General features: G+C 48.1%; 25 protein-coding genes, 2 tRNA genes and 1 pseudogene. 15 read left to right on the top strand and 13 right to left on the bottom strand.

What is annotated here, in order from left to right; genetic code table 11:
• Positions 1-129 precede the first annotated feature (129 nt).
• Together H6F88_RS26465 and H6F88_RS26460 are read left to right on the top strand one after the other, a co-directional pair.
• Positions 130-1,059 carry a TIGR04168 family protein gene (locus tag H6F88_RS26465; protein WP_190645802.1) on the top strand — a complete coding sequence of 310 codons (930 nt, stop codon included), beginning with the start codon at positions 130-132 and terminating at the stop codon, positions 1,057-1,059.
• A gap of 182 nt (positions 1,060-1,241) precedes the next feature.
• Positions 1,242-1,326: transfer RNA gene (locus H6F88_RS26460), tRNA-Ser, on the top strand.
• Positions 1,327-1,434: 108 nt separating this feature from the next.
• Here H6F88_RS26460 and H6F88_RS26455 read toward each other — a convergent pair.
• The 3 genes from H6F88_RS26455 to H6F88_RS34180 all read right to left on the bottom strand — a co-directional run bounded on the left by H6F88_RS26455 (position 1,435) and on the right by H6F88_RS34180 (position 3,651).
• Positions 1,435-1,881, bottom strand: a complete 447-nt coding sequence (locus H6F88_RS26455) for a response regulator (RefSeq protein ID WP_190645801.1) — start codon at positions 1,879-1,881, stop codon at positions 1,435-1,437.
• 377 nt (positions 1,882-2,258) lie between these two features.
• Positions 2,259-2,642, bottom strand: coding sequence for a hypothetical protein (locus tag H6F88_RS26450; protein ID WP_190645800.1), 384 nt, complete (start codon positions 2,640-2,642; stop codon positions 2,259-2,261).
• 499 nt (positions 2,643-3,141) lie between these two features.
• Positions 3,142-3,651, bottom strand: a complete 510-nt coding sequence (locus H6F88_RS34180; protein ID WP_190645799.1) for a helix-turn-helix transcriptional regulator — start codon at positions 3,649-3,651, stop codon at positions 3,142-3,144.
• A 110-nt stretch (positions 3,652-3,761) separates the two neighbouring features.
• Here H6F88_RS34180 and H6F88_RS26440 point away from each other — a divergent pair, with 110 nt between their 5' ends.
• Positions 3,762-4,502, top strand: coding sequence for a 2-phosphosulfolactate phosphatase family protein (locus H6F88_RS26440; RefSeq protein ID WP_190645798.1), 741 nt, complete (start codon positions 3,762-3,764; stop codon positions 4,500-4,502).
• A 3-nt stretch (positions 4,503-4,505) separates the two neighbouring features.
• Positions 4,506-4,895: a RidA family protein gene (locus tag H6F88_RS26435; RefSeq protein ID WP_190645797.1), complete on the top strand. Its 390-nt coding sequence runs from the start codon at positions 4,506-4,508 to the stop codon at positions 4,893-4,895.
• 101 nt (positions 4,896-4,996) lie between these two features.
• Here H6F88_RS26435 and pipX read toward each other — a convergent pair whose 3' ends face one another.
• The 4 genes from pipX to der form a co-directional block, all read right to left on the bottom strand.
• Entirely contained in the window at positions 4,997-5,266 is a 270-nt protein-coding gene (gene pipX / locus H6F88_RS26430) for a transcriptional coactivator PipX (protein WP_190645796.1), read from the bottom strand.
• 212 nt (positions 5,267-5,478) lie between these two features.
• Positions 5,479-6,963: an anthranilate synthase component I gene (locus tag H6F88_RS26425; RefSeq protein WP_190645795.1), complete on the bottom strand. Its 1,485-nt coding sequence runs from the start codon at positions 6,961-6,963 to the stop codon at positions 5,479-5,481.
• Between the two features lie 6 nt (positions 6,964-6,969).
• Positions 6,970-7,902 (bottom strand): CbiQ family ECF transporter T component, encoded by a 933-nt coding sequence (locus H6F88_RS26420; RefSeq protein ID WP_190645794.1) that lies wholly within the window; start codon positions 7,900-7,902, stop codon positions 6,970-6,972.
• A 511-nt stretch (positions 7,903-8,413) separates the two neighbouring features.
• Positions 8,414-9,778, bottom strand: coding sequence for a ribosome biogenesis GTPase Der (gene der / locus H6F88_RS26415; protein WP_190645793.1), 1,365 nt, complete (start codon positions 9,776-9,778; stop codon positions 8,414-8,416).
• 507 nt (positions 9,779-10,285) lie between these two features.
• Between der and glgB the strand changes: the two genes are divergently transcribed.
• Positions 10,286-12,577, top strand: a complete 2,292-nt coding sequence (gene glgB / locus H6F88_RS26410; RefSeq protein ID WP_190645792.1) for a 1,4-alpha-glucan branching enzyme — start codon at positions 10,286-10,288, stop codon at positions 12,575-12,577.
• A gap of 36 nt (positions 12,578-12,613) precedes the next feature.
• Here the strand turns inward: glgB and H6F88_RS26405 are convergent, their stop codons facing one another.
• Positions 12,614-12,814, bottom strand: coding sequence for a hypothetical protein (locus tag H6F88_RS26405; protein ID WP_190645791.1), 201 nt, complete (start codon positions 12,812-12,814; stop codon positions 12,614-12,616).
• Between the two features lie 3 nt (positions 12,815-12,817).
• On the opposite strand from H6F88_RS26405, the gene H6F88_RS26400 reads away from it, so the two are divergent.
• From H6F88_RS26400 to H6F88_RS26390, 3 genes are all read left to right on the top strand, one after another.
• Positions 12,818-12,890: transfer RNA gene (locus H6F88_RS26400), tRNA-Thr, on the top strand.
• A 282-nt stretch (positions 12,891-13,172) separates the two neighbouring features.
• Positions 13,173-13,661, top strand: a complete 489-nt coding sequence (locus H6F88_RS26395) for a hypothetical protein (protein WP_206756468.1) — start codon at positions 13,173-13,175, stop codon at positions 13,659-13,661.
• Positions 13,658-13,996, top strand: coding sequence for an SDR family NAD(P)-dependent oxidoreductase (locus tag H6F88_RS26390; protein ID WP_190645789.1), 339 nt, complete (start codon positions 13,658-13,660; stop codon positions 13,994-13,996). The genes H6F88_RS26395 and H6F88_RS26390 overlap by 4 nt, the downstream gene beginning before the upstream one ends.
• A gap of 356 nt (positions 13,997-14,352) precedes the next feature.
• Here H6F88_RS26390 and H6F88_RS26385 read toward each other — a convergent pair whose 3' ends face one another.
• On the bottom strand, positions 14,353-15,072 hold the full coding sequence (locus H6F88_RS26385) for a response regulator transcription factor (RefSeq protein ID WP_190645788.1): 720 nt from the start codon (positions 15,070-15,072) through the stop codon (positions 14,353-14,355).
• Between the two features lie 325 nt (positions 15,073-15,397).
• Between H6F88_RS26385 and H6F88_RS26380 the strand changes: the two genes are divergently transcribed.
• The 6 genes from H6F88_RS26380 (at position 15,398) to H6F88_RS26355 (ending at position 22,091) form a co-directional block, all read left to right on the top strand.
• The gene (locus tag H6F88_RS26380; RefSeq protein ID WP_190645787.1) at positions 15,398-16,792 is read left to right on the top strand and encodes a GAF domain-containing sensor histidine kinase; all 1,395 of its coding nucleotides are present in this window, start codon (positions 15,398-15,400) and stop codon (positions 16,790-16,792) included.
• Positions 16,789-17,418: a response regulator transcription factor gene (locus tag H6F88_RS26375; protein ID WP_190645786.1), complete on the top strand. Its 630-nt coding sequence runs from the start codon at positions 16,789-16,791 to the stop codon at positions 17,416-17,418. The genes H6F88_RS26380 and H6F88_RS26375 overlap by 4 nt, the downstream gene beginning before the upstream one ends.
• 218 nt (positions 17,419-17,636) lie before the next feature.
• Positions 17,637-18,308, top strand: a complete 672-nt coding sequence (locus H6F88_RS26370) for a response regulator transcription factor (RefSeq protein ID WP_190645785.1) — start codon at positions 17,637-17,639, stop codon at positions 18,306-18,308.
• 1 nt (position 18,309) lies between these two features.
• Entirely contained in the window at positions 18,310-20,229 is a 1,920-nt protein-coding gene (locus H6F88_RS26365; protein ID WP_190645784.1) for a CHASE2 domain-containing protein, read from the top strand.
• A 151-nt stretch (positions 20,230-20,380) separates the two neighbouring features.
• Complete coding sequence (locus H6F88_RS26360) at positions 20,381-21,814, top strand: NB-ARC domain-containing protein (RefSeq protein ID WP_190645783.1); 1,434 nt, start codon at positions 20,381-20,383, stop codon at positions 21,812-21,814.
• Positions 21,815-21,824: 10 nt separating this feature from the next.
• Entirely contained in the window at positions 21,825-22,091 is a 267-nt protein-coding gene (locus H6F88_RS26355; protein ID WP_190645782.1) for a hypothetical protein, read from the top strand.
• Between the two features lie 48 nt (positions 22,092-22,139).
• On the opposite strand, the gene H6F88_RS26350 is transcribed toward H6F88_RS26355, so the two are convergent.
• From H6F88_RS26350 to H6F88_RS26335, 4 genes and pseudogenes are all read right to left on the bottom strand, one after another.
• Complete coding sequence (locus H6F88_RS26350) at positions 22,140-22,319, bottom strand: hypothetical protein (RefSeq protein WP_190645781.1); 180 nt, start codon at positions 22,317-22,319, stop codon at positions 22,140-22,142.
• A gap of 11 nt (positions 22,320-22,330) precedes the next feature.
• Entirely contained in the window at positions 22,331-22,840 is a 510-nt protein-coding gene (locus H6F88_RS26345; protein ID WP_190645780.1) for a DM13 domain-containing protein, read from the bottom strand.
• A gap of 60 nt (positions 22,841-22,900) precedes the next feature.
• Positions 22,901-23,047: pseudogene (locus tag H6F88_RS26340) on the bottom strand (dihydrolipoyl dehydrogenase); the annotation flags it as partial.
• Between the two features lie 12 nt (positions 23,048-23,059).
• Entirely contained in the window at positions 23,060-25,288 is a 2,229-nt protein-coding gene (locus tag H6F88_RS26335; protein WP_347277750.1) for a glycosyltransferase, read from the bottom strand.
• Positions 25,289-25,895: 607 nt separating this feature from the next.
• On the opposite strand from H6F88_RS26335, the gene H6F88_RS26330 reads away from it, so the two are divergent.
• On the top strand, positions 25,896-26,423 hold the full coding sequence (locus H6F88_RS26330) for a DM13 domain-containing protein (RefSeq protein WP_190645779.1): 528 nt from the start codon (positions 25,896-25,898) through the stop codon (positions 26,421-26,423).
• Positions 26,424-26,491: the final 68 nt, after the last annotated feature.

Genomic DNA, 26,491 nt, shown 5'->3' with positions numbered 1-26,491 from the left:
AAAAACAGCTAACGTTGCCTATTCTGGAGAAGGGGATCGTGGATTAATCCCAAATGGGTTGTGAAAGGCGCACGCTTCTGAAATGTGCCCTCACAACTTGCACATCAGCAGAGGATAAAGGGAGTTGGCATGAGCAGCCAGGGTCAAGCAGAATTACTCACGATTGCAGTGATTGGAGATGTCCATGACTGTTGGGATGCCGATGATGAACTAGCGTTGAAGCACTTGGGCGTGGATCTAGTGCTGCTGCTTGGTGATTTTGGCAATGAGTCAGTGGATGTTGTCCGGGCGATCGCCTCCCTCGACATTCCTAAAGCCGCCATCTTTGGCAACCACGATGCCTGGTACAGCGCTACGGAATGGGGCAGAAAAAAGTGTCCCTACGACCGCCAAAAAGAAGACCGAGTGCAGCAGCAAATAGATTTGCTGGGAGTAGCCCATGTCGGTTACGGCAAGCTAGATTTACCAAAATTGGGGCTGACCGTGGTGGGAGGTCGTCCCTTTAGCTGGGGCGGCTCTACTTGGAAAAATCAAGAGTTTTATCAGGAACGTTACGGAGTCAGCAGTTTTGCAGAATCGACCGCAAAAATCTTAGCGGCGGCTGAAAGTGCTACTGAAGATGCCCTGATTTTTATTGGGCACTGTGGACCAATCGGCTTGGGTGACAAAGCCGAAGATCCTTGTGGTAGAGATTGGCAGCCGATTGGCGGTGACTATGGCGATCCTGACCTGGCAGAGGCGATCGCTCAAGTCCGTCTGTCTCAGAAAAAGATTCCTCTAGTTTCCTTTGGGCACATGCACCATAGGCTGCGTCACACCAAGACCCAGCTTCGCAAAATGGTTCACACTAGCCCCGAAGGAACGGTCTACCTGAATGCAGCGAGCGTGCCTCGAATTGTGGAGCAAGGGGGCGATCGCCTCCGAAATTTCTCCCTTGTCACGCTTCAGTCAGGCGTAGTTTCGCAAATTACCCTGACTTGGCTCAATCAAGATTTCGACATTCATTCTGAGCAAATTCTTTATCAGGTTAATCCAGTTGCACAACTTGCATCTACTTGAGAATGACTGATACCAATTCTCTTCAAGGCTGCGTAGTTTGGAGCGTTTTGAACTAGGCAGCTTCATATAGAAGCGGTATGAAGTAGCAGATTCTTAAGGGTTTAAGACAGAAAAACCTTCCTGTCCTACAATCAGGATGGTTTCGCCAATGCAGATACTCAGGTTAAGATAAGAGGTCTGAAGGAGAGGTGGCAGAGTGGTCGAATGCGCTCGACTTGAAATCGAGTGTACCGAAAGGTACCGTGGGTTCGAATCCCACCCTCTCCGTTGAAATATAGCGGTTCTTGCTTGAGTGGACTACAAAGCAGGGCATACAGCAATGGCACAGCGCGTTACTGCTGTATGCCCTGCAATTGAGAATTCCTATACAAGGCTTTAGCTATTGTCCTCATTCTTTTCTGCCTTGCCTCTCCCAACAAGTTTGAGAATCTCTTGAACTAACTCATCTGGGTCTATGGGCTTGGGCATAAAGCGTTGAAAGCCTGATTCTAATGCTCCTTCAGCGTCGTACTCCCTGGTATAGGACGTGACAGCAATGGCTGGAAGTTCGCTCCATATGCCCTCCAGTTGCCTGATTTGTTCAATCAACCAACGTCCATCTTCTTCAGGAAGCTTGACGTTGCTCACTAGAATGTCTGGTCGTCGTTCTCCCAACCTCCCTAAAGCTTTAATAGCAGAGTTAGATAGGATAACCTCGGCTCCGTAATCTTCAAGAATGAACGTAAATAGTTCAGCAATGTCAGGCTCATCCTCAACCAGAAGCACGGTCAGTCCTGCCAAAAGCGCTTGGTGGGTATGGGGTTTAGCTTGCACATCTTTCATAGTCACAGTGGAAAACACACTTGCTCTATCAAGGCTGATCAAGTAGTTTTTCTCTTTCTCTCATCTGGCAGAAATTGCAAAACTTTGGGTTAGAAATTGTGCTCCAATACAGGAGCGTGATTACTCTTTGTTTTGCCCATATCTACCCATAAGGACGGGTAGATCACCGACTATGCCAGAACAAAAGAAAGCAGGATGATACATCTATACCAAAGCCGCCAACCACGCTTTATAAGGTTGGCATATAAAAAACAAAGCCCTGACCGCGAGGTTAGGGCTTATTGTTTTGAGCCTTAGATAGCTCATGCCTGAAACCAGGGCAACAGAGCGATCGCCCGTTACGATCCCTTCATTCGGCAACACTAAGCCCCTATAAACTATTGAACCGATTGCAGTTCTGAATGGGGTTCGGGTTCTAACTCTGGCTCCAGTATCTCGATGCCCATTTGGGTTAGTGCTTCCTGGTGCTCTTCTGGAGTGAGCGATCGCAAATCAGCCTTCTCCACCCAAAACAAGCAGTAATCCTGAGGCAGTGCTTCTACCATTGTCATGTCATAGGCAACTTCCGGAAAACCGTCTTCTCGCTTCAGCATTTTGTATTCAGGATTGTTTTTGTGAATCAAAACGTACCCTGGTAGCCGCTTAGCGTAGCCTTGATCTGCCCCCACGTACTTAAAGATTCCTCCAGGGCGAATTTCAGTTGTCGGCGTGCGTGAAATCACTAGCCCTTTGCGTGAAACAGCTTTGTATTTAGCATCCACTGGCTAACACCTCCGGGGTTAACCTTTTTATTAATTATAGTATTTTTGTACTAACTGGGTTTTCAGAGGTGGCACTGCGACAAACAAGCGTGAAGTGCTGGAGATGGCGTTGCTGAATGCGGGTATGATTCACGGATCTCAATCCCTTCAGTAGGGGCATGGCATTGCCATGCCCCCAGGGAGCATAGAGCAAGCGATGAAAGGCTTCACTTTGCAGCATTCATACAGGCGAAGTCTGAGACATTGCACTGCAAAGATATCTGTAAAGACATTGCACTGCAAAGCCAGTAGAAAATCGCTGGTCTATTCCAGTAGAAAATTGCTGAATTTTCACCGCACCTTACAGGAGAGTTGGGGGGAGCACACTCTCTATAAGGTAGATAGCTGTAAGGTATGGCTGTGAAAACTGGCTCATTGGGCAGTATTGGCACAATACACGCTTATGCGTATCGTGTCAACCGAATGCCGAATGGCTGTCATCCAATTGAGAAGAGGCTGGTTAAGAGTTTTCTGAATAAGTCTGTCCGTTTTCTTCTACATATTCAAAGCCAGCCTGCTCTGCCACGATTGTTAGATGTTTTGAAGTAGACAGACGGGGATCATACACCCTCGTTTCCCAGTCGCTTACCGTTTGCTGTCGCACGCCCAGCTTTTCGGCAAACTCGGTCTGCGACAGTTGCATATGTTGTCGGAGTGCCTTGATTAAGTCGCTGTGCCAGATCACGGTGTCGCCGACGCGCTTCACGATGTACTGAGTTGGCGGTTTGCGAAAGGTGACTTTTCCGGAATCCAGGTCGAGCGCTGCGACCAGGAAGCCTGCGTTCATCCAGGAGGTTGCTTGCAGGGCTCCTTTGCTGCGGTTGCTCCACCAGCCGCGATGGGTACGGGCAGATTCAGGCAGCTTTTCAGCCATGATTGCTTCAATTTCAACAAAGGTTAGCGTGACTTCAGGGCGATCGCTCCGAAGCAAGTAGTCCAGTAGTGGCTGATATTTGCTTCCCCCTTTCATGTTTTCCGAGTATGCTCCTACTGATTCACCGAAATAACTTTAATGCTAATTTGCTACCCTAATCACCCTAGAATGGTTTTCGGCAGTTCTCAACCCAGGTGCGCCAACTCGTGAAGCTATTTGTTTTCCATACACCCGAACTTACCCCTAGTGATAACGTGCCTGATTGTGCGATCGCCATTGATGTGCTTCGTGCTACAACGACGATGGCAACTGCCTTGGCAAATGGTGCTGAAGCGGTTCAGGTCTTTAGCAGCATCGACCAGTTGATGCAAACCAGTGAAGCGTGGCCATCCGACAAACGACTCCGCGCAGGTGAAAGGGGGGGAGCTACGGTCGAAGGGTGCGATTTAGGAAATTCGCCTTTGGACTGTACCCCAGAACGGGTGAGCGGCAAACGGCTATTTATCAGCACCACCAATGGCACTCGCTGTCTAGAGCGCATTCAGAATGCCCCGGTCGTGTTGACGGCTGCGCTAGTCAACCGAAATGCGGTCGTGCAATATTTGCTCAGCCACCAGCCTGAAACCGTTTGGATTTCTGGCTCTGGCTGGGAAGGTAGCTTTTCTTTAGAAGATACGGTTTGTGCAGGCGCGATCGCCCACAGTTTGCTAACTCAAACGGGGCTTTCCCTAAAAGAGCTATCTGGTAACGATGAAGTTGTGGGGGCGATCGCCCTGTATACGCAGTGGCAAGACAAGCTGCTAGAGTTACTGCACCAAGCCAGTCACGGTCAGCGATTGCTGCGTTTGGGAGTAATTGATGACCTGAAATATTGCGCCCAAACTGATACTTTAGATGTGCTGCCAATTCAGCAAGAACCCGGAACTTTAGTCGCGAAACCGCTGTAGCCCATGCTTGAATTCATTACGCTTCCAGATAACCTGCTGCCGCCTCCAGCTCCCTACTCCCATGCTGTGCGGGCAGGTGATTTTTTGTTTGTAACGGGGCAGTTGTCAGAAGATCCAGAAAGTGGCGAGATTATTCTCGGACCCATTGCTGAGCAAGCCAAGCGAGTGATGGAAAACCTGAAGCTTGTGCTTGACCATGCTGGCGCGAGCTTTGACACCGTTGTGATGGCTCGTCTGTTTCTCACTGATTTTAGAGACTATGCGGTTGTCAATGAGGTATTTGCGTCTTACTTTGACGCCAGTCGCCGTCCCAGTCGTACTACTGTTGGAGTGATGGGGCTGGCAGGTCAGGGCAATGTAGAAATTGACCTGATTGTTTATTGCGGTAACTGAGCGCAAATCACAACGTTTCTCTTAAAAGAGACTACAGATAAAAGGGCACCCTGCTCAGCAGGGTGCCCTTTTATCTGTAGCCCCCATTTACGAGGCAGAATCTAATGAAAAGTTTGTTTGTATGCCGCCTGAAGCTGGCTATATTCTTGCTGCTGCCCCAGACGGCGCAGATTGCGGAGGCGATTTTCAACCAGAATTCGAGCATCACTGCGACCCACTGGTTCAAACTGGACTCCCTCTGGTCCGGTAGTAACTAGAAAGAACAATCGTTGGGCGTAGAGTGTAGCAAACAGTTCGCGGCTTTCTTCGACGAGACAGACCCTAAACAGCAAACCAAATGTTGGATGATTTAGATAAGTTTCGGTACTCATTCAAATTTGGGCTGTGTGGCAGCAATAGGATCGGGAATTAAGTTAAAAAACGGGTCTAACCAAACGCAAAAATTTAGAAGGTAGATGTCAAAACGCTGGCTGGACATTACTTACCGTTGCTTAATTTATGTCGACTTTGCTACTTTTTCCTAATTTATAGAAATTTGTAGAAAGCCTGATCAAATGTTATCAAAATCAGGGCATTTCTGGGTTTATTTCTCTTGATAAGTCTCGACACTACGAGATTTGATTGCTAGTGCAGCTAGTTGTGCTTGTGCCTTGTGTAGTGCTTCAAACCACTCCAATTCTGGGTTGCTATCTGCTACGATCCCCGCTCCTACCTGTCCCCAGATCACATTTCCTCGACCGCTCACTGCACTCTCTGTCGGAACTGACAGCGATGAAGCAGGGGCGGAGAGAAGGGTACGAATCAAAATATTTAAGTCTAGGTTGCCGCGCCAGTCCAGATAGCCGCAGGAACCGTAGAACAAGTTGCGGCGAACAGGTTCCAGTTCTTCAATGATCTCCATACAGCGAACTTTAGGACAGCCTGTGATTGTGCCACCCGGAAACAAAGCCCGAATCAAGGCGATCGCATCACAGTCTGAGTGAAGTCTGCCTCTGACATTGCTGACTAAGTGCATCACATGGCTATAGCTTTCGATCGTCAGCAGTTCATCGACGGTAACCGATCCCCATTCGCAAACCCGCCCCAGGTCGTTGCGCTCCAGGTCAACCAACATGATGTGCTCGGCATTTTCTTTAGCGTTGTCGAGCAGGTCTTGAGCCTGCTGGCGATCGTGCTCTGGGGTGTTGCCTCGCGATCGCGTCCCGGCAATTGGTCGAGTCTGAGCCTCGCGTCCCCGCAATTCTACTAATCGCTCTGGTGAACAGCTAATCATCGCTCCCCACGGTGTCTGCCAATAGCTAGCAAAGGGGGAAGGGTTGATCTGCTGAAGGGCTCGGTAGATTGACCAGTTATCTACCAGAGTCTGAGTCTCAAATCGCAGAGAGAGGTTTGCCTGAAAAATGTCTCCGGCTTGAATGTATTTTTTAGCCTGAAGAATAGCGGCTTCGTAGTCGGCTTGAGAGGTGTGAAAGTGGGGAGTGGGGAGTGGATGGGAATTAGGGATTAGGGATTGGGGAATGGCGGGTGGAGGGTTTTCTAAGCGTGATTGAAGGGTGTCGAGTTGAGAGGAATGGGTGGCGGCTAGCCAGAGGGTTTGGCTGTGGTGGTCGAGGATGGCAAATTGGTCTGGCTCGTACCAGTAGGCAACCGGAAAGGGGAGAGGGTCGAAGTTGAGCGAGGGGAGCCGCTCAATTTCCCAGGCAAGGTCGTAGCCCAGCCAGCCCAGCCAGCCTCCGGTAAAGGGAAGTTCAGGATCGGGAATCTCCAGAGTGGTTGAATGCTGGAGTAGCTGTCGCAATTGAGGCAAAATCTTGCCGACAGCGGGTGTCCAGACCTGCGGTTTCCCCTGTTGAAAGCGGGGCGCTCCGGCACAAATGGAGTATCGCGCAAGGGAAGAAGTAGAGGCAGTAGAAGTAGCAGAAGGACTTTCTAGCAGGGTGGCGATCGCCCCCACTCCAGTTTCAGCAGCTCCACCTGGACGGTGAAACAGCGCCTCAAATACGTCTGAGCCAGTGCGCTGGTTAAGGGGAAGCGATCGCCAGTGCCAAGGTTGAATCGATTGCAGCATTGCCCCTCACAGATAGCCCCAGAAAAAACGGGCACTCCAAAATGCGCCTGCACCCAGCAGCACTGCCCAATCTAATAGCCGCAGCCGAAATTGATACCAGCGCACCTGATGCTGATTGGGACTGGTAAACCCTCTCACCTGCATGGCGCTAGCAATTTGCTCTGCCCGCAGCAGCAGGTTGTCTAACAGCCGCTCAGAAATCACCAGCCAAATCTGCGTCGTGCCGCGAAGCCCCAATTTTTTCCAGTTGATCGCTCTAGTGCGAACCGATCGCACCAAATTCTGAATTTCCTCCAGCACCAGCGGAATAAACCGCAGCGATAGCGTCAACGTCAGCACGATTTCAGTGACGGGTACGTTAAATCGACGCAACGGCTGCATCAAGTTATCCAGTCCGGCGGTGATCTCTTCGGGAGCAGTGGTCAGCAGATACAAATTCGTACTGTAGATCAGCACAAACATCAGCGTCCCAGCGCGAATGGCTAACTCTAGCGATCGCCGCGTCACCGTAATTCGGGACTGCTCAATCAGCACATATTGATAGCCCGTGGGCTGAGGCAATCCACTAGCTGCCACCTCCACCGCCGCATCTGTAGGTTCTAACGTTGCTTCTACAAAAGCAAGTTCATTCTCGGGCAACCGACCCTGATGACCTACATTTAAGCCGTCTGGAGCCAGCATGGTGACAAAAAACAGCAGGAGGCTAAAGATGATCACCAACCCCATCTGTTGCCGCCAAACCCGAAACGGAATTCGGGTCGCCAGCGTCAACAGCAGCAGCCAGCCAACCAGTGAAAGCCGCCAAATTGGACCCGCTGAAATCGGCGAGAGCAAAAATCCAAATAGCCAGACCAGTTTGATTCGGGGATCAATCCGATGGAGCCAGGTGACGGGTTGTTCGAGATAAAGCCCAATTGGGAGCGATCGCAGCAGATCCATGAGGGTAATTAGGGACTAGGAGCTAGGGGCTTGGGGGCTAAGGAAGATCACGGAATTGTAGAACGGTAGTAGTACGGCAAGTCTAAAGTGTTAGGTTTCGCTCTGCTCCACCCAACCTACAGATAGCAGAACCGTAGGTTGGGTGAAGTGCAGCGGAACCCAACAGGGGAGATGGGCTTAACCTGCCTAATCTTGTGATTGCAGGAGTTTGAGATTGTTAAATCCCTATCTGTGCAATGTCTAAGTTTCACAGGCTCAGTCCAGTCTACAGCGTTGCAAACATTGGGCAATTTTTCAAAGAGAAGTCGCCAAAAGGGCATCGCACAAATTGAGAATGATGCGGAAATTCCTAATACGCGAATCGCCCACCGTAGGGACACGGCATTGCCGTGCCCCACGAAAATTATTCGTCAAATGTGCAACACCACCAAAAGACTCTAAAAAGCAGAAAAGTAATCCCCTCCTGCTCTTTGCGTCCTTCTCCCTCTTTCCCCAGTCCTCAGCCCCAGATTCACCCTTTAACCTTCGTTGCCCGATTCGCGCCTCGCTCTAGTTCGCGCATTTTCTTGCCGCGCCAGAGGAGGCGAACAGGGGTGCCGTTGAAGCCAAGGCTTTGGCGGAACTGGCGCTCGATGTAGCGGCGGTAGTTGTCGTTAAACAGCTTGGGATCATTGATGAACAGGGCGATCGTCGGGGGTTGACTGGTCACTTGAGTGCCGTAGTAGATTCTGCCCTGTCGTCCCTGTCGGGTTGTGGGAGGCGTGTGCCACTTGACCGCGTCTTCCAGCACTTCGTTAATGACGGAAGTTGAAACGCGACGCTTATGTTGTTCTGCGGCAATGTTGACCAGTTCCAGGATTTTTTCTACCCGTTGTCCGGTCATGGCACTGACGTAAATGGTTTCAGCCCAGTCGGTGAAGTGCAGTCGATCTTTCACCGTTTTTTCGTAGGCATAGATAGTGTAGGAGTCTTTTTCGACAGCATCCCATTTGTTCACGACGACGACACAGGCACGTCCGTCTTCGGCAATTCGTCCGGCTAGCTTTTGGTCTTGTTCGGTCACACCGTCTATGGCATCAATCACTAGAAGCACTACATCAGCCCGTCGAATTGCTTTAAAGGCACGGTTGATGCCAAAAAATTCAGGGCCGTACTCGACCTGCTTCTTTTTACGAATGCCTGCGGTATCAACCAGGCGATAGATTTGCCCCTGACGCTCGACCACCATGTCGATCGCATCGCGAGTGGTGCCCGAGATGGGGCTGACGATCGCCCGAGCTTCTCCCACAAAGGCGTTTAACAGACTAGATTTGCCCACATTAGGGCGACCGACGATCGCCACTCGAATCTCGTTTGTTTCTGGCAATTCTTCTGTGGCGGGCAGATACATCATCAGTGCATCCAGCAAATCGCCTGTGCCGCTGCCATGAATACCGGAAACGGCATAGGGTTCGCCTAACCCCAAACTCCAAAATTCTGCCGCTTGCACTGCCCCCTGTTCGACCGATTCGCATTTGTTTACCGCAAGCAGTACAGGAACAGTCTGATGCCTGAGCCAAGTGGCGATCGCTTCATCAGAAGCATTTGGACCCTCCTGACCATCAACTACCATAATCGCCACGCTGGCTTCTGCGAGAGCCGCCATTGCCTGCTCTCGAATCAACGGCAGAAATTCGGTGTCGTCGTCAAAGACCAGACCGCCTGTGTCTACGACTGAAAATTCGCGATCGCGCCAAAAGGCTTCTCGATAGGTGCGATCGCGGGTCACTCCGGGTTCATCGTGTACGATCGCATCCATTCCCCCTGCCAGACGATTGACAAGCGTAGACTTGCCCACATTGGGGCGACCGATAATAGCAACTATAGGCAAAGACATATAAAAATCCGCCAGCCCGTCTGGCTGTTAATTCCTCAATACTTCATTCTAGTGCAGCTTCAACAATGCTGTTTTACCTGGAAGCGCTGGCAATTGCCCAATTCAGCAATGCCTCAAAATCTTTATCACAGTTGTTGACCTAGCACCACTACTATAGAGACGCAGAGGCAAAAGAGATGCAGAGACGGATTTTCCAATATTTCTCCCATGCGACATTTGAGACTTTAACCGCTATTTGCTACGGTTTATTACAGATGCTTACATATTCTTTATATTCTCCTCCTTTCCTTAGATGGATGACATCTAACTGACCCCATCCGCCAGGATTGCATCCCTAGACTGATGTGAAGACTGGCTGGATTTAGTTTTATCAGCAGTAGTGGCAGGTTCTGGGGGTTTCCCTATTCCTGTATTAGTAAGCAGCTAAGTTAAACCCAAAAGAGTAATCTTTTATTTTTGAAGTCCCTTTAACGTCTGTTCAACAACTCGATTTAGGTAGGTAGTTTCATGTCGATGACTGTCGCTCCAGAGCAGATCGAACGGATTGTTTGGAACCAGCACCAAGACCCGTTTGAGGTTTTAGGTCCCCACCGAATTCAGGACAACGGCAAAGCTGTCTGGGTGGTGCGGGCTTATCTGCCTGATGCCAGCGCAGCATGGGTGGTATTGCCAGAAGAAAGGGCCGAGTACCCAATGCAGACCGTGCATCATCCGCATTTTTTTGAATGCACTTTAGAACGCCCTGAACTTGCTAATTATCAGCTTCGCGTTAAGGAAGGGGAGCATGAGCGAGTCATCTATGATCCTTATGCGTTTCGATCGCCCCGGGTAACGGACTTTGACATTCACCTGTTTGCCGAAGGCAACCACCACCGAATTTATGAAAAGTTAGGCGCTCACCTGACCGAAATTGAAGGGGTTGAAGGCGTTTATTTTGCAGTTTGGGCACCAAATGCGCGAAACGTTTCCGTTTTGGGCGATTTCAACTATTGGGATGGTCGTAAGCATCAGATGCGCCGAGGTTCGAGCGGCATTTGGGAACTGTTTGTGCCTGGGCTAAAAGTTGGTGACTGCTATAAGTACGAGATTAAGAATGAGACGGGTCATATTTACGAGAAGTCTGATCCTTATGGATTTCAGCAGGAAGTGCGTCCTAAGACGGCTTCTATTGTGGCGGATTTGGATCGGTATGAATGGGGCGATCGCGATTGGATGGAACAGCGTCGTCACTCTGACCCCCTGACTCAGCCGATCTCAGTTTACGAAGTTCACCTTGGCTCTTGGCTACACGCTTCAGCCGCCGAACCCGCCAAATCTCTCACAGGCGAAGACGAACCCGTCGTCATTGTGGCAGAACTCAAGCCTGGAGCACGCTTCCTGACCTACCGAGAACTAGCAGATCGGCTGATCCCCTATGTCAAGGAGACGGGCTTTACCCACATCGAGCTACTGCCAATCGCTGAACATCCGTTTGATGGTTCCTGGGGCTATCAAGTGACGGGCTACTATGCTTGCACCTCGCGCTATGGCAGTCCGGAAGACCTGATGTACTTTATTGACCAGTGCCACCAAAACGGCATTGGCGTAATCGTGGACTGGGTGCCCGGGCACTTTCCTAAAGACGGACATGGATTGGCTAACTTTGACGGCACCCACCTATACGAACACGCCGATCCCCGCAAAGGTGAACACAAAGAATGGGGAACGCTGGTATTCAACTATGCCCGCCATGAGGTGCGTAACTTCCTGGTTGCCAATGCCCTGTTCTGGTTTGACAAGTACCACATTGACGGCATTCGGGTAGATGCGGTTGCCTCCATGCTTTACCTTGACTACTGCCGCGAACCCGGTGAATGGCTGCCGAACCAGTACGGCGGACGAGAAAATATTGAAGCAGCCGATTTCCTCCGCCAGACCAACCATACTCTGTTTAGCTATTTCCCTGGAGCGCTCTCGATCGCCGAGGAGTCGACCTCCTGGCCAATGGTTTCCTGGCCCACTTACGTTGGCGGCTTGGGCTTTAACCTGAAGTGGAATATGGGCTGGATGCACGACATGCTCGATTACTTCAGCATGGACCCGTGGTTCCGCCAGTTCCATCAAAACAATGTCACCTTCAGCATCATGTATGCGTTCAGCGAAAACTTTATGCTGGCGCTCTCCCACGATGAGGTGGTGCATGGCAAGAGCAACATGATCGGCAAGATTCCAGGTGACGAATGGCAGAAATTTGCTAATTTGCGCTGTCTCTATGCCTACATGTTTACCCATCCGGGTAAGAAGACACTGTTTATGAGCATGGAGTTTGGGCAGTGGAGCGAGTGGAATGTCTGGGGCGACCTGGAATGGCATTTGCTCCAGTTCGAGCCGCACCAAAAGCTGAAGCATTTTATTACCAAGTTAAATCAGCTTTATCGCGACGAGCCAGCTCTGTATACGCATGACTTTAGCTTTGACGGCTTTGAATGGATCGACTGTAGCGACAATCGCCACAGCGTCGTTTCCTTCATTCGCAAAGCTAAGGACTCTGAAGATTTTGTGGTTACGGTCTGCAATTTTACCCCCCAGCCCCATTCCCACTATCGGGTCGGTGTGCCTCAACCTGGTTTCTATACAGAGCTGTTTAACAGTGACGCGCGGGAATATGGCGGTAGCAACATGGGCAACTTGGGCGGTAAGTGGGCAGAGGAATGGTCTTACCACAATCGCCCTTACTCGATTGATCTGTGTTTGCCACCGTTAGGCGTACTAGTGCTGAAACTTGATAAGGCAAAGACTGAGGCGGCAGCGCAAGGGTAAAAGATGAAGTTGTAGCGGTTTACTCAAATTTGGAACTCAAAATCCAACATTGGTGAAAATCACCCAACTAGGTGAGCCGTTGGAATGAGGTGCTAGACCATCGGTAGCCGTTACCTTAATAACTGTAAGTGACGTTGATTGAACTAACCCAGCAAGGGGCTGCTGGGTTTTTTTATTGGAAGGCGATTTTGGGCGATTTTGTTGGAAGGCGATCGCCCAATTTGATATATTAGTCATATTGCTGGTGTAGCTCAGTTGGTAGAGCAGCTGATTTGTAATCAGCCGGTCGCAAGTTCGAGTCTTGTCACCAGCTTTCGCCAAAATTCATAAGTGTCAAGGGTTTCGGGTGTGATTTGGAGGGGTGTCTATCTTCTAAATCGCACCCAATTCTTTCAATTTCTGCCCTAAATTTAAGCCAAACTTAAGCCAATCTCTGATTGTAATCCGTTAAGCTTCAGAACTACGGATCAAAGGAAATGGAGCAGAAAAGAAAAAGTTGTCTCTATTTTCTTCTTCTTATTCTTTTAAACCATTGTAATCACTGGGTTTTGGGCTAAAAACACCCTGTCTCTATTTGCGTCTCTACGTTGTCTCTGTGTCTCTATTTCGATTGGACATGAACATTCAAGAGGAAGTCCGAAAAGCCAATGCCAGATTGAAAGCAGCAAAAATGGGAGTTGCCCTACAGCTACGGGGCGATCGCATTAGCCTGGTAGCTACGCTGCCGCCAAAACCAGACTCAATCAAAACTAAGGATCATCAGCAAAGGATTCCGTTGGGCATATATGCTAGCCATCAAGGGCTTAAACAAGCCGAGGCTGAGGCAAAGATGGTAGGCGCTAAATTGGCTGCGAAGACCTTTGAATGGGCTGATTACCTGGATGCAGCTAGTAACTCTTCTTCTGCAACAACATGCGGGGAATTGATTGAACGATTCAAAGACCACATTTTTGCTACCAGCATTCACGAAGATGACCCTAAAGCCGCCGACAAGCTGTGGCGACGTCGGTTCTACAATGCTGGCTTAAGCCGCCTCAACCCTGTGTCTGAGAGCGCAACGGTGGCGGTGCGATCGTCGATATGATATCAGTGGTAGCCGTTGCTAATGCACCTGTATTTAGCTGCTACAGTGCTTCCAAAGCCGCGCTCCACTCCTTAACCCAAGGTATTCGCGCAGAACTGGCACAGCAGGGAACGCAAGTGATTGGTGTGTTCCCTGGACCGGTGGATACGGCAATGGCTGAAGCCATTCCTGCAGAAAAAATTGCTCCAAGCGAAGTAGCTAAAGCTGCTTTGCAGGCAATTGAGACAGAAATTGATGATGTCTATCCCGATCTCGTTTCTCAGAGTGTATTTTCTGCAATCGCCGATCCGTTGAAAGCCGTTGAAAAACAATTTGCGGGTTGGATGCTTCAATAGGTCAGCCATCGCTACTCAGTGAGTCATCTGATTAACAGACTCTGTCAGAACTGGGTACTCAATTTGAGCCTTGGTGGATGTGGGATTGAGCGAGAAGCGAGACATGGAAGCCACAAAAGCATTCTTCGCTCAAGCCTATGAGGTCGCACAGTACCTCCCTGCAACGAGTAGCAACCGATGAAAACACCTGCTATCTCAGAGCGATTGAGGAAGAACTGGAAGAAGCGGTTGAACATGAGGTAAATTGCAGAGGGAATCTGATTGAGCAGAGTCATCAGGGGATAAAGCAACGCTGCTACTTAACGAAGGAAAGGAGAGGAAAGATACTTTTATGAAAAAGAGGCAATATTTGATACTCAGTCCTGACAATTTCCGTAATACAGCCTGTACCCGACTCCATACACAGTTTGAATTAGACGATCCTGACTATATTGTTCTAACTTGAAACGTAATCGGCAAATGTAAGCTTCAACCACGTTAGAAGATACATTGTACTTCGATCCCCAAAGATGCTCCATCAATTCATATCGAGGAACGACCTGCTGATAGCGAACCATTAGATATTTGAGTAAGTCAAATTCTTTAGACGTTAATCTGATCTCTTGGTCGCTCCAATGCACTTCGCGTTTCTGACAATTCAAGGTCAACTTGTCAAACTGTAAAATAGGTGGTTTTTCCTTATGGACATAGCGCAAGCGTACTCGAATCCTGGTTAATAGTTCTTCAATCTCAAATGGATGATAGATGCAGTCATCAACTCCAGCCTCAAACCCAGCATTAGAGTCAATCAGCTCATAAGTAGAAGCTAATAAAATAATCGGTACTTGGCTTAACTGCCGCAAGTAACGACAAATATCAAGACTCACTAGGGTTGAGTGCCGTCCATCTAAAATCACAAGGTCGGAATGCATCTTGTGAGGAGTGAGGAGTGTCAATTTATCGCTATCGAGCGTATCAACCTGATAGCCTTGCCGACAAAGTTCTATTTTGATTGCATCTACTGTCGCACCTTGCCCAACTATCAAAATATGAGTTAATTCTACCCTGCTTAAAGCATTGGGGAGACGGGGTTGCATTCGTCTTGTACTCCATTCTAGAAGCAAGCTGTACCAGTTTTTGCTGTATTTCTCATTACGTTAGGGTTTAGATAATATCTACATAACCTGGGCTACAACGATTGATCTAGTTCCTGAAAGCTTACAAAGTCAGATGCTACATGTCACCCGCTTGTAGGATTATTGTGGCCCTTTCAAAACGCCAAGTTTGACCCACTCTTAAGGATGGGTTGATCCTCAACTTTTGATTAGTCTTTGAGTTGTTAGGTTGCGATGGGCGAGTGAAGGGTTGTGGCTAGATTGGCAGTTAGGTGAGAGTAGAAGTGAATAGGTTTATTGTAAAACTGTGTCAAACTCCCATTCAGAACAGGAGCAACAGATTGCTCAACTTGAGGAACGCATCGCTGCCCTGGAGTCGGAGAATGCAATGTTGCGATCGCAACTCACCTCCTCACAATCGCTTACCTCACCCTACAATTTAGATCTGGAAGCAGCCTCTGCTGCACTGCAAGCAGAGGTGCTCGAATACAGGCAGCGGGAGGAATCTATCCACGAGCAAGAGCAAGCCGCACAAAAGCGAGTTGTAGAACTTAGTGAAGCAAACAAAGTTCTGCAAGCTTCACTGCGAAAATTGGCAGAAGAACCAGAGTTAGAAAAGTTTTTAGGACATCTGTTAACGGTTTGTACCAAACGGTTTGCAGCTTCAGAAGCAGGGCTTTGGCGCTATGAGGAGGGCATCTTTCGCCTGTTTGTCTCCTACGAAGATGACAGGATTAGACTGCGATCAGAGGCATCTCATCCCGGTGGCAGTCTGGAAGTGGCTAAGAAAATTCGGAATCAAGATATATTGGCTCACTTGCGAAAACGTGAGATTGTCGCAGATTACGAGGAAGATTTTGAGACTCAACCTGCCTACGAGCAGTATCGAGATTACTTTAAACAGCGGCAGATTAAAGCGGCGTTGAAAGTTCCTATGTTTTTAGATGACGAGCTGCGGGGAATCCTGGTGCTGCGATTTGGCGATCGCCACTGCTTTACTCCAGAGGAGGCTGAACTCGCTCACGCTCTGGCTAACCAAGCGGTACTGGCTCTAGAGCTAACTCGACTGGCAGAAGAGGCTCAACGGGCAGCGATCGCTCAAGAACGTAACCGTTGGGCAGGCGAGATCCATGACACGCTGGCTCAAGCTTTCACAGCGATTTCGATTCAACTGGGTGTAGCGAAACGCATCGCTCAACATAGCCCAGATGAGGTGTCACAAATCCTCGACCGCGTCATGGAGCTTGCGAATACAGCCCTATCCAAAGCCCGGCAGTCAGTTTGGGCATTGCATCCAACAGCAGAAGAATTTGCCGACCTAGCTACAAAGCTCTCCCAATACGTTGAACAAATGACTCAAGGGACTGACATTCAAGTTCAAATGCAGATTGTAGGAGACCCTCGTCTACTTTCTCCACTAATTGGTAAAAATTTGCTGCGGGTCGGGCAAGAAGCTATTACCAATACGCTTAAACACGCCTGTGCAACTCAACTTCAAGTGAAGCTGACCTACGAGGCCGAATGGGTCAGTTTATGTATTCAAGACAATGGGCGTGGCTTCTTATTTCCTAATGATACGGGTGGTTTTGGACTGATTAGTATGTCTGAACGAGCCGATCGCATTAACGGCAATTTGACCATTCAGAGCCAACTGGAACAAGGCACTAATATTTGCATTCAAGTACCTTTGGAGTCACCATGATACCCTCTACGCCGATTCGGATTTTGATTGTTGATGACCATCCTATTGTTCGTAATGGCTTAGTGCTGATGGTCAAGTATGAATCAGGCATGGAAATGGTAGCTGAAGCTAGCACTGGCATTGAGGCGATCGCCCAATTCCATGAACATCAACCCGATGTAACCCTGATGGATTTACGTTTGGGCGACATGAACGGCGTAGAGGTAATTGCCAAGATTCGCCAAGATTCTCCTAATGCCCGCATTGTCATCTTGACAACTTATGATACTGACGAAGATATCTATCGGGGACTGCAAGCTGGGGCAAAGGGCTATATCCTTAAAGATGCTCCCCTGGATGAATTGCTCAAAGCAATTCGCACGGTTCATATGGGGAAACAATACATCCCGCCTGAAGTCGGCGCAAAACTCGCAGAACGGTTGAGCCATCCTCAGTTGAGCGATCGTGAACGGGAAGTGCTGCAACTAATGGCACAGGGCAAAAGTAATCAAGATGTTGCAGATAGTTTGCACATTGCAGAAAACACCGTCAAATATCATGTAAACAATATCTTAAGTAAATTAGGGGTGAGCGATCGCACTCAAGCTGTACTCCTGGCGTTGAAGCGGGGTATTGCAAATTTGTAGGGACACCCCGCTTCAACAAAGAAGATGGTATTGCGCTGACCTGTTTTGAGGCCTTGAAATAATGCTTAAGTTCACCGTTATCTTATGCTTTAAAGTTACCAGTTAGAGTAGACTACCAAGATGAGAATGAGACGGGGGCGATTGCTTCTCTAGGTTTTGCTGCTTAGTGACTCACATTCCTTGTTCCCATATCTCACCAGCAACCCTTTATTCTGTCTATGCAGTCAAGCAGCGCCAATCCAACACTACGTCGATTTCTGGTTATTGATGACCACGAAGCTATTTTGGAGGGCACAGTTCCTGCGCTTCAGACAAAGTATCCAACGGTTGAGATTTTAACGGCAAAAAGTCAGCAAGAAGCAAAACAGTGCATCAAACGATGTTGCCCAGAGTTTGTTGTAGTTGATCTCGGTTTACCTGCCTCTCCTGCTACTGTTCCCAGTACTGAAGTTGGGCTTCAACTTCTAGAGTTACTCATGCGTACTGATCCAGCACCTAACCTTATGGTGTTGAGTGTTAATGTGAAACCTTTGCTACGGCTTAAACCTGCTATTCATATTTATGAAGGTGGCTTTGTAGCATTGGATAAATCCCTGCCGGTTCGAGAGATGTTGAAGTATGTAGATTTAGCCTTACGAGGTTCAATTTATTTACCTTCAGAGGTGCGATCGCGCCCAGAGTTCGACCGACGATGGCTGGAAGTTCTAATGCTCAAATATCAGGAGGGTTTGTCTGATAAAGCGATCGCAGAACGGATGGGAATCAGCGATCGCACCATTCGCAATTATTGGCTTAGAATTCAAGATGCTCTGAATGTTTATGATCATCCTAATCAAGATTTACGGATTCAGATTCAGATTGCAGCCCGAAAAGCAGGTTTAATCAGTTGATGTGTTGATTGCGCTCTGGCAACAGTTTAGACAACAGGCAATCGTTTGGTGTGAAGTTGCTTTGCCAGGGCTACTGATCATCGTCCTTATGCTGCTAATTCGCTGGACTGGGCTATTACAAATTCAAGAATGGATGGCATTCGATTCCCTATCAAGCCGCTGCCCCTCTTCAACAGCGGAGCATTCCATTGTGATTGTGGGAATTGATGAAGCAGATCTTGATAGGGTTGGAGGCTTCCCTATTCCCGATCAAACACTAGTAGATTTGCTAAAGACACTACAACGTTATAGCCCCGCTGTGATTGGGCTAGGTTTGTTTCGAGATATGCCCGTACAGCCTGGGCACGACGCGCTTGCCCAGATGCTTGCTCAAAGTTCAAACCTGGTTGGGGTTGAGATGGCATTAAATCCAGAACCAAGTTTAAACATTAAGCCACCCTCTATGCTGCCATCAGAGCGAATTGGTTTTGTTGATGTTAGCGTCGATGAAGATGGCAAATTACGCCGAATGGTTTTGGCAAGTCAAACTGAGCAAGGAATGCTGTATTCGTTTGCACTACAGCTGGCGCAGAGGTATCTTGCAAGTCAAAATATTCCATTTCAAGCTGAAAACTTCACCAGTAAATCAATTCAATTGGGTGCCTCTGAGCTGAGTCAATTTCAAGCTAGCTCTGGAGGTTACATTCGGGCTAAAACAATGGGTCATCAAGCACTGTTTAATTTTTGTGCCGCCCAGAGCCTCTTTCAAACGCTCTCATTAACCGATGTTCTACAACAAAACTTTGCACCGGAGTGGATTCGCGATCGCATTGTGATCATTGGAATGACTGCTCCCAGCGTCAAAGATGTGTTTTTTACCTCTGCTTTGAGAGAAACGTTATCGTCTCGCCTGATTAGTAGACTAATTCCAGCAACTCAACTCATCTATGGCGTAGAGGTACAGGCTCATGCCGCAAACCAGATCATTAACATAGCACTCACGCGACAGCCCCAGCTTCGAGTTTGGGCTGATGCTTGGGAGTATCTGTGGATTGCCTCTTGGGGATTGCTAGGAATTATGTTAGAAATCCTGCTGCAATCTCCCTGGAGAAGCGTATTAAGCCTTGTGGTCGCCACAGCTATCCTGATCGGTATTAGCTTTTTTGCCTTAATCCTTGGATGGTGGATTCCTTTAGTTCCAGCGGGACTGGCACTGAATGGAGCCGGATTGGTTACAGCTTTTCTGGAGCGTAACCTACGGTTTGAACTGGAGTATCGTCGCGTTGCAGTTGAACGGATGTATGAAGCCATTCACAATGGTCCATTACAACATTTGGCTGTCGTCCTCAGAAGTTTGGACGAGAGCAATTCACCTGGAGAATTACAGCAGCAATTACAGTCTCTGAACGAGGAGCTACGCAGTATTTTTCAACATATGCGGCAGGAGATGTTAACCCGCAGCGACAGACTTTATCTGAAAGGAAACCTGATTCTAGATCTACAAGCCCCAATTTCAGAACTGCTTTATCAAGTCTACAACTATACCCTGGAGATACAGGCTCCTGGTTTCGCTGAAATTCAAACCTATATTTCACCCGATTTTGAAGTTCTCAAGCGTAATCATTTCAGTGTCAAACAAAAACGAGGATTATGTCTATTCCTGCAGGAAGCGTTGTGGAACGTGGGGAAGCACGCAATAGGTACGACTCGTTTAGATGTAATGTGCCTCCGGGAGGGAAATAATTACGTATTGCGGGTTACTGATAATGGTCCGGGTTCTACATCTGTTCACGAAGGTCAGGGAACGAAACAAGCAAAAGTTATTGCTTGGGAACTAGGAGGACGGTTCCAGAGGCGATCGCATTACCCCAAAGGAACAATTTGTGAACTCATTTTCCCCATGCAAAGGAACTGGTTAAAAGGCTGGGTAAGAGTTCAATAGGGTAACTTGAAAAGACTTATTATCCCAACTTCTTAATGCAATTTTTTGCTTTTCCAAAATCGGAAAGTAATTTGTTTCTAAATTAATCTTCTTCTAAGAAGAACAAGTCATGATAACGACAATTGTTAGAAATGCTTGGGGTAGATCCGTAATGGCAAAAACTCTGCGTAGCCCTCAAAGATACCGTGGTTTTGTCTTGACTACTGTGGGTTTGCAAAAGCTACAGGAACAAATTAAGCAGCTAGAAATTCAAACTCGATTGCGGCAAAGCCCTCGGACAATCGCAGAGCGAGTCCAATTGAGTGAACCTGAAGGCATTCACCCGATAACGGTTAGAAAGATTCTTAACGGCGAAAACGGAGTAGACAAGCGATCGCTCCAACTCATTTTTCGGATATTACAGATCCAGCTTGAGGAGGGGGATTATGCTCATGCAGGTTTATGTCACCAATCTGCTGAAGTTCAGCCATCTGTGAACGCACCCGCAACAGCATCTTTAAAGGTAGTCTCTCCAGTTAAGCACCAGGATTGGAGTGAAGCAGTGGATGAAGCTCACCTCTGTGGGCGGGTTCATGAGTTCACTCAGCTTAATCAAGCAGTCATTACTGAGCATTGTCGATTCGTGCAGGTCTTAGGAATTGCAGGGGTCGGAAAAACGGCGTTAGCAACCATGCTAGTGAAGGCAGCCCAGCCTGAGTTTGAGTTTGTGATTTGGAGGTGCCTTCACCATATTCCGACGACTCCGACCGTTTTGACCAGCATTCTTCAGTGTCTGAGTAAACGAACGGAGGAAAATTTCCAACTACCAACTCATATTGAAGAATTGAAAGGGATGCTAATCGAACAGCTCCAGAAACACCGCTGTTTATTAGTGTTTGATCACTTTGATGCAGTTTTGTGTGGCAGGCAGTATGCAGGCTATTGTCGCCCAGGATATGAAGCCTATGGTGAATTGCTGCGAATTGTTGCAGAAGTTCCTCACCAAAGTTGTTTAATCATCACCAGCCGAGAAAAGCCAAGAGCGATTGGACTTGAACGAGAATCTTATATTCGATCGCTTCAACTCAACGGCTTATCACTATTGGAATGTCAACAGATGTTTGGCAACCACAGTGAACTAGTTGGATCTACAGACGAGTGGCGATCGCTTGTTGAACTGTTTGCTGGAAATCCATTAGCGTTAAAAGTGGTCGTGGTTTGTATTCAAGACTATTTCAACGGTCGTATTTCTGACTATCTTCGATATCTCAATCATGGGCAGTTGTTGTTTGGCGATCTGCGTGATCTACTCAGCCAACAGTTCAATCGACTCTCTGAAGTAGAACGAGAATTAGCTTGTTATTTGGCTCTTCATCAGACACCAGTCTCAATATCGCAGTTCTGCAAGGATATTGCTCTATTAAGCAATCAACCATACTTGCTAGAGGGACTAGATTCGCTCAATCGGCGATCGTTGCTACAGCGGCAGGGAGCTCACTTCAGTCTTAATCCAATGATGCAGATATATATCAACGAGTGCCTGCCTGAGCCGCAAGATACCTTCTCATCGAAGCCAAAGCTCAAGCTCATATCCCATCAAAATTAGAGGTTGAATTATGACTTCCCAAGAAGCCTTGGAAATTGTAGAACGGATTTTACCACCAGGGACATTAACCTCGGTCAAAACATTGGTATTCCATCATTCCTGGAACGGTAGGGAATATAGGGCGATCGCCAAAGAAGCAGGTTATGACGATTGTTACATTCGAGAAGCAGGTGCCGAACTGTGGCGATCGCTTTCAGAGGTTTTGCAAGAACCTGTTAAGAAGAAAAACTTTCGCGCTCTGCTAAAACAGAAATTTAGCAACCAAATAATGATGTAACTGAGCAGTAAAAGAGGTGATGTGAGCGTTGCTGTAGCGAAAGAGTAATTAGCCTAAAACTCTTACCTGATAAATGTTGTACACTCGCAGATGCGCCAGGGCAAAGGCACTGAGTAGCCAAATTTGAATGCCCTGCTGAAAGTCAGTACGATGAGCCGGAGCTATGTCACCTGTTGCCCGACAATAATTCCAGTGAAGCTGTAGGGCTGTCCGTCGGGGGTAGTTCATTCTCGCTGTTTCTAACCTTCAAACTTAGCTACCCCAAATGTGGCGTTAAACTGGCGACACCAAATTGCAGCAGATTTGTAATCGTCTAGATTTACCTCTTCAGGAATTAGGTAGCGCTGAGCGCCAGTAAACTCCTCAAGCGGAGCCAGAATGACATAATCCCCCTCTTGCAAGGGATAAGCAGGTGGCTCAGTCGTTGCCAACACATCATCAGAACGATGCAGAATTACAAATAGGTCTGGCCCTTGATCGCTGGTTTTGAAGGATTCATCTAGCTCTAAATAACGTTCACCATTTTCAGTTACAACTTGAACCATTCCTTTGGTTGGGGCTTCTCCAGGCACAAAGGTACCAGATTTTGTGGAAGCCTCCGACGCGGCAGGTGCATCCGTCGAAGCCGTAACCTCTGCGCTAGGAGAAGGACTTGCCGTCTCGTTCACAGGCTGTTCAACAGCTTGTTCAGCACAGCCTACAGATAAGATAAGAAAACTGGCAAGGATACTTAATGGAGCAAATTTCATTGGTTGAAACCTCTTAAACAACATGAGTTTGAAAGTGCGATTGGGTTACGTATTGGGGCAAGAAGGCATACAGCTGTAGTTAACGCAGCTTCCACCCAGTGCATCGCGTTCAAATAAGATAACCTTTCGTCCGTCTTCAGCAAAGTCAGCCGCGAGGAGAATTGCACTCTGACCACTGCCAGTCACAATTAAATCTGTGGTTTCCATAGATTTTTTACCTCAATCAACGTGGGCAACGGCGATCGCTCTAACATTTGCCTGCCGGTCAAATAGGAATCGCGGTTTAAGCAGGATTTTAAGCAGCAACCCCAGAGATTCTAACTCTCCGGGAGAGCAGCGACTCTTCCACTGCCCCGGACGGCAATATAACAGTTCTACTAATCCTCGCTGTTGATCCAGGGTGAGAGCTTCAAACGAAACTTGCACAATTGGATATTCATTGCTCAGATCAGTCCGCGCAATTTGCCCCGGAAAGGTTAATTCTTCTTCCATCAAAGTTATTTGCACAGGTAACGTTTTTACTTCACTTATAGCTAAATGGTTAGTTTGAGTTAATGCAACCTCTGCTCCAATTTCTGAGATTGCAGTGGTGAATCCCCAAAGCATTTGTTCACCTACTTGAATCCGTGCGGTGCGGCGCAAGTTATACCATTCATAGGGACTAGTGCGAGGCACATCTACCAAAATCAGCAGGGCAATGCTTAACATCAGCAGATTGTAAGCACTCCACACCCAGCCTAAACCGATCCCCTTCAGCTGTTCCGCCACTTCTACGGGCATACTGGGCTGCCAGGTTCCCATGATCAGATAAGTGCCCAGGTTCATCCACAAACTGATTGCCGTTACCAAAAACATGGCAATCAGTGGAAAGGCTAGCTGCCAGTTAAAGGAGAAGCAATCGCTTACTCCTCCTTTGGGAGTCACCTTAAAACCTTTGCCAAAGGGATTGAGCATGACTTTAAACACGGTAATTGCTAGCGGAAACGCTAACACCAGTGAATAAACGTCAGATAGCACGGCGGAGCGCGATCGTGAGTTGAGCCAGGAGAAGGTACTAATTTGCACCAGGTAGAAGGGAATGAAGAAATACAGCACGTCTGCTCCTGTGGCTCGAACCGGAATCACACCCAGAAAGGCATAAGCCAGAGGCACAAACAACAACCCAACCCGTGCCGGACTGGTGAACCAGTGCAGCAGTCCTTCCAGATGTGCCAATCGTTGCAACAGATTTAACCCCGGAATTGTGAGTGGGTTAGATTTGATGAAAAAGGCTTGCAACGTTCCCTGTGCCCAGCGAGTTCGCTGGAGTGCCTGAACTGCAATATTTTCAGCCGCCAGTCCTGCACTTAGCTTTTCATTCAAGTAAAGAACCCGATAGCCACTTGCCGCTAATCGAATTCCGGTAAAGTAGTCCTCACTTAACGACTCCGTGACAAAGCATCCGGTTGCGATTAATGCCGATCGCCGCACCACAAAGGATGTTCCTGCACAAATTACACCCCCCACACCATCCCGGATCGGCTGGATCTGGCGATAAAACACCTCCTCGTCAGGCGTAAGCGTATTCTCTAAACCAAGATTGCGGGCGATCGGGTCAGGATTGTAGAAGGTTTGAGGGGTTTGCACCAGCGCCACCTGAGGATCTTGAAAGAAGCCAAGCGTGCGGGTGAGGAAGTTGCGGGTAGGTACAAAGTCAGCGTCAAAGATCACGATGAGTTCGCCGCGGGTGTGGGCGATCGCATAATTCAGACTCCCAGCTTTAGCATGGCGATTGTTGGGGCGCGTCCGATATTCACAGCCTAACTCTGTTGCCAATGCCTCCACTTCCGGTCGTCGAGTATCATCGAGCAAATAAATCGTTTTTGCCTCATAGTTCAACGCCTGACAGCCAATTATCGTGCGCCGCAGGATAAAGCTAGGTTCGTTATAGGTAGGAATTAAGATATCAACAGTCGGTAAATAGGTCTTATTGATCACCGCTTGCGAAAGGCGATTGGCTTCAGGACGGCGATCGTTAGTTCGCAATAACAACATGAGTTGAATAATGCCGCCGCTCAGCAGCATCAGCTCCATTAAAAATAAGCCGATGCTGAATACTCCATTTAGAGGTGTGCTGAGGTTGAGGGTGGAGAGCGATCGCCACAGCAAATAGCGGATAGCCAGAATTAACAGAACGCCTACTACAATTGTTCTTGACCAGGTACGCGGTCGTGGAGATATCTTGGTGATAGCAATCACGACGAGCATCAGCGCTACCGTCCAAAACAGCAGGTAGTTCCCAACCATCATTGGCGCTTCAATCCACATGGGTGAGCTTGCCTGAAGCTGATCCAATTGCTGAAAAAGCGTGCTAATCGTACCCTCTCCCGCAAACCAGGCAACCGTAATTGCGCCTGACAACACCACAATCCCCAACATAACCAGGGTTGCAAAGTGCGGAGATGACATTCTCCAACGACGCAGAATAGAAATGGGATGGTGAGGTTCTACATTCATCAATTTACCCAGAGCTTCTAGGCATTCTGTCAAATATTCCTATTGCTTAGGTCTATCTTTCACTTGAAGATAAGGAGAACTTTAAGAGCAAACTTACTTGCTATATGGCATTACAGGTGACAAAGAAAAAGCGTTGTGTATACACAGCAGCTTTTAGAAATGCGTCGACAGAGTCACTCGTTTAGCCTACGATTTAGCCAAAGCAACCAGTAAAAACATGAGACTGGATGAAGTCGTGGGCGACCTGGGGCTTCAGTTTGCCCCATTCACGCTTCAAAAAATGATTCATGCAGGGAGTCTATTAAATAAGTTTTTCCTTAACTTCGATTTCATCTTTTTCCACAGAGCTGACTTAAGCACAGATACTTCGTTCAAGTCTTGCGTTACCTCAAGGCTGCTTGTATCTACAAGGAAAAGGAACTTCCTGTTGACGCTCTTTTCTGAGAACTCTCAGGGCTAACTCAGGCAACTCTCAGTTCTGCCGTGCATCCTGACGGTTAGTCCGATCGCCCAAACAACAGATCATTCCAAAAATATTCTAACTAAGAGAGGTTTCTGCATGAAGATCAAATCAATTAAGCGCCATTCAATTGTGAAATTTGGCATGGTTTCAGTTTTAGCGTCAGCACTTTCAATTGCCGCTGCTGCTGCCACCATTGCTAATCCTGTTCATGGAACCTTCGGATCGGTCACTGCAACTGAAAGCTTAATTGCTCAAAGTGAGTCCATCGTTGCCCTAGCTGGAAGTTTTGTTGCAGCAGAGGCACCCACCACGGGGACAGCCCAAATCATTGAAGAAGACGGACAACGATATGTCGTGTTAGATTCCGCCTTCAGCACCACCGATATGGCTCCTGACCTACACGTCGTTCTAGAAACTTCTGAAGTTCCACCGGGTAGCTACTCTAGTTTTGGTAGCTTTGTAAACTTGGGTGCGCTGCAAAGTGTCACGGGTGAACAGCGCTATCCCATTCCAGATTCGGTTAATCTATCAGAGTTCAAATCCGTCTCGATTTGGTGTCGCACGGCTAACGCAACAATGGGCTATGCCGTCCTCGGAGGTTCAAGCAGCGCCAGCATTCAATAGCCTCAATTGACACTGCTAACAGTTCACTGGTTCCTAGTTCCTGCTCCAAAAAGGCGTAGGTTGGGTGA

The organism is Oculatella sp. FACHB-28, from assembly GCF_014696015.1.
Lineage (GTDB): Bacteria > Cyanobacteriota > Cyanobacteriia > Elainellales > Elainellaceae > JAAUTN01.
Note: the sequence above shows the minus strand (reverse complement) of the source record. Positions and strands in the feature narration are given on the sequence as shown.

What these genes read in the sequence shown, in the direction of transcription:
- der (WP_190645793.1), bottom strand. Translation starts at nt 9,778, where the DNA reads ATGTCTTTGCCTATAGTTGCTATTATCGGTCGCCCCAATGTGGGCAAG.
- H6F88_RS26350 (WP_190645781.1), bottom strand. Translation starts at nt 22,319, where the DNA reads ATGAACTACCCCCGACGGACAGCCCTACAGCTTCACTGGAATTATTGT.
- H6F88_RS26390 (WP_190645789.1), top strand. Translation starts at nt 13,658, where the DNA reads ATGATATCAGTGGTAGCCGTTGCTAATGCACCTGTATTTAGCTGCTAC.
- H6F88_RS26425 (WP_190645795.1), bottom strand. Translation starts at nt 6,963, where the DNA reads ATGCTGCAATCGATTCAACCTTGGCACTGGCGATCGCTTCCCCTTAAC.
- H6F88_RS26385 (WP_190645788.1), bottom strand. Translation starts at nt 15,072, where the DNA reads ATGCAACCCCGTCTCCCCAATGCTTTAAGCAGGGTAGAATTAACTCAT.
- H6F88_RS34180 (WP_190645799.1), bottom strand. Translation starts at nt 3,651, where the DNA reads ATGAAAGGGGGAAGCAAATATCAGCCACTACTGGACTACTTGCTTCGG.
- H6F88_RS26370 (WP_190645785.1), top strand. Translation starts at nt 17,637, where the DNA reads ATGCAGTCAAGCAGCGCCAATCCAACACTACGTCGATTTCTGGTTATT.
- glgB (WP_190645792.1), top strand. Translation starts at nt 10,286, where the DNA reads ATGTCGATGACTGTCGCTCCAGAGCAGATCGAACGGATTGTTTGGAAC.
- pipX (WP_190645796.1), bottom strand. Translation starts at nt 5,266, where the DNA reads ATGAGTACCGAAACTTATCTAAATCATCCAACATTTGGTTTGCTGTTT.
- H6F88_RS26405 (WP_190645791.1), bottom strand. Translation starts at nt 12,814, where the DNA reads ATGACTAATATATCAAATTGGGCGATCGCCTTCCAACAAAATCGCCCA.
- H6F88_RS26335 (WP_347277750.1), bottom strand. Translation starts at nt 25,288, where the DNA reads ATGTCATCTCCGCACTTTGCAACCCTGGTTATGTTGGGGATTGTGGTG.
- H6F88_RS26375 (WP_190645786.1), top strand. Translation starts at nt 16,789, where the DNA reads ATGATACCCTCTACGCCGATTCGGATTTTGATTGTTGATGACCATCCT.
- H6F88_RS26455 (WP_190645801.1), bottom strand. Translation starts at nt 1,881, where the DNA reads ATGAAAGATGTGCAAGCTAAACCCCATACCCACCAAGCGCTTTTGGCA.
- H6F88_RS26360 (WP_190645783.1), top strand. Translation starts at nt 20,381, where the DNA reads ATGGCAAAAACTCTGCGTAGCCCTCAAAGATACCGTGGTTTTGTCTTG.
- H6F88_RS26420 (WP_190645794.1), bottom strand. Translation starts at nt 7,902, where the DNA reads ATGGATCTGCTGCGATCGCTCCCAATTGGGCTTTATCTCGAACAACCC.
- H6F88_RS26330 (WP_190645779.1), top strand. Translation starts at nt 25,896, where the DNA reads ATGAAGATCAAATCAATTAAGCGCCATTCAATTGTGAAATTTGGCATG.
- H6F88_RS26465 (WP_190645802.1), top strand. Translation starts at nt 130, where the DNA reads ATGAGCAGCCAGGGTCAAGCAGAATTACTCACGATTGCAGTGATTGGA.
- H6F88_RS26435 (WP_190645797.1), top strand. Translation starts at nt 4,506, where the DNA reads ATGCTTGAATTCATTACGCTTCCAGATAACCTGCTGCCGCCTCCAGCT.
- H6F88_RS26355 (WP_190645782.1), top strand. Translation starts at nt 21,825, where the DNA reads ATGACTTCCCAAGAAGCCTTGGAAATTGTAGAACGGATTTTACCACCA.
- H6F88_RS26345 (WP_190645780.1), bottom strand. Translation starts at nt 22,840, where the DNA reads ATGAAATTTGCTCCATTAAGTATCCTTGCCAGTTTTCTTATCTTATCT.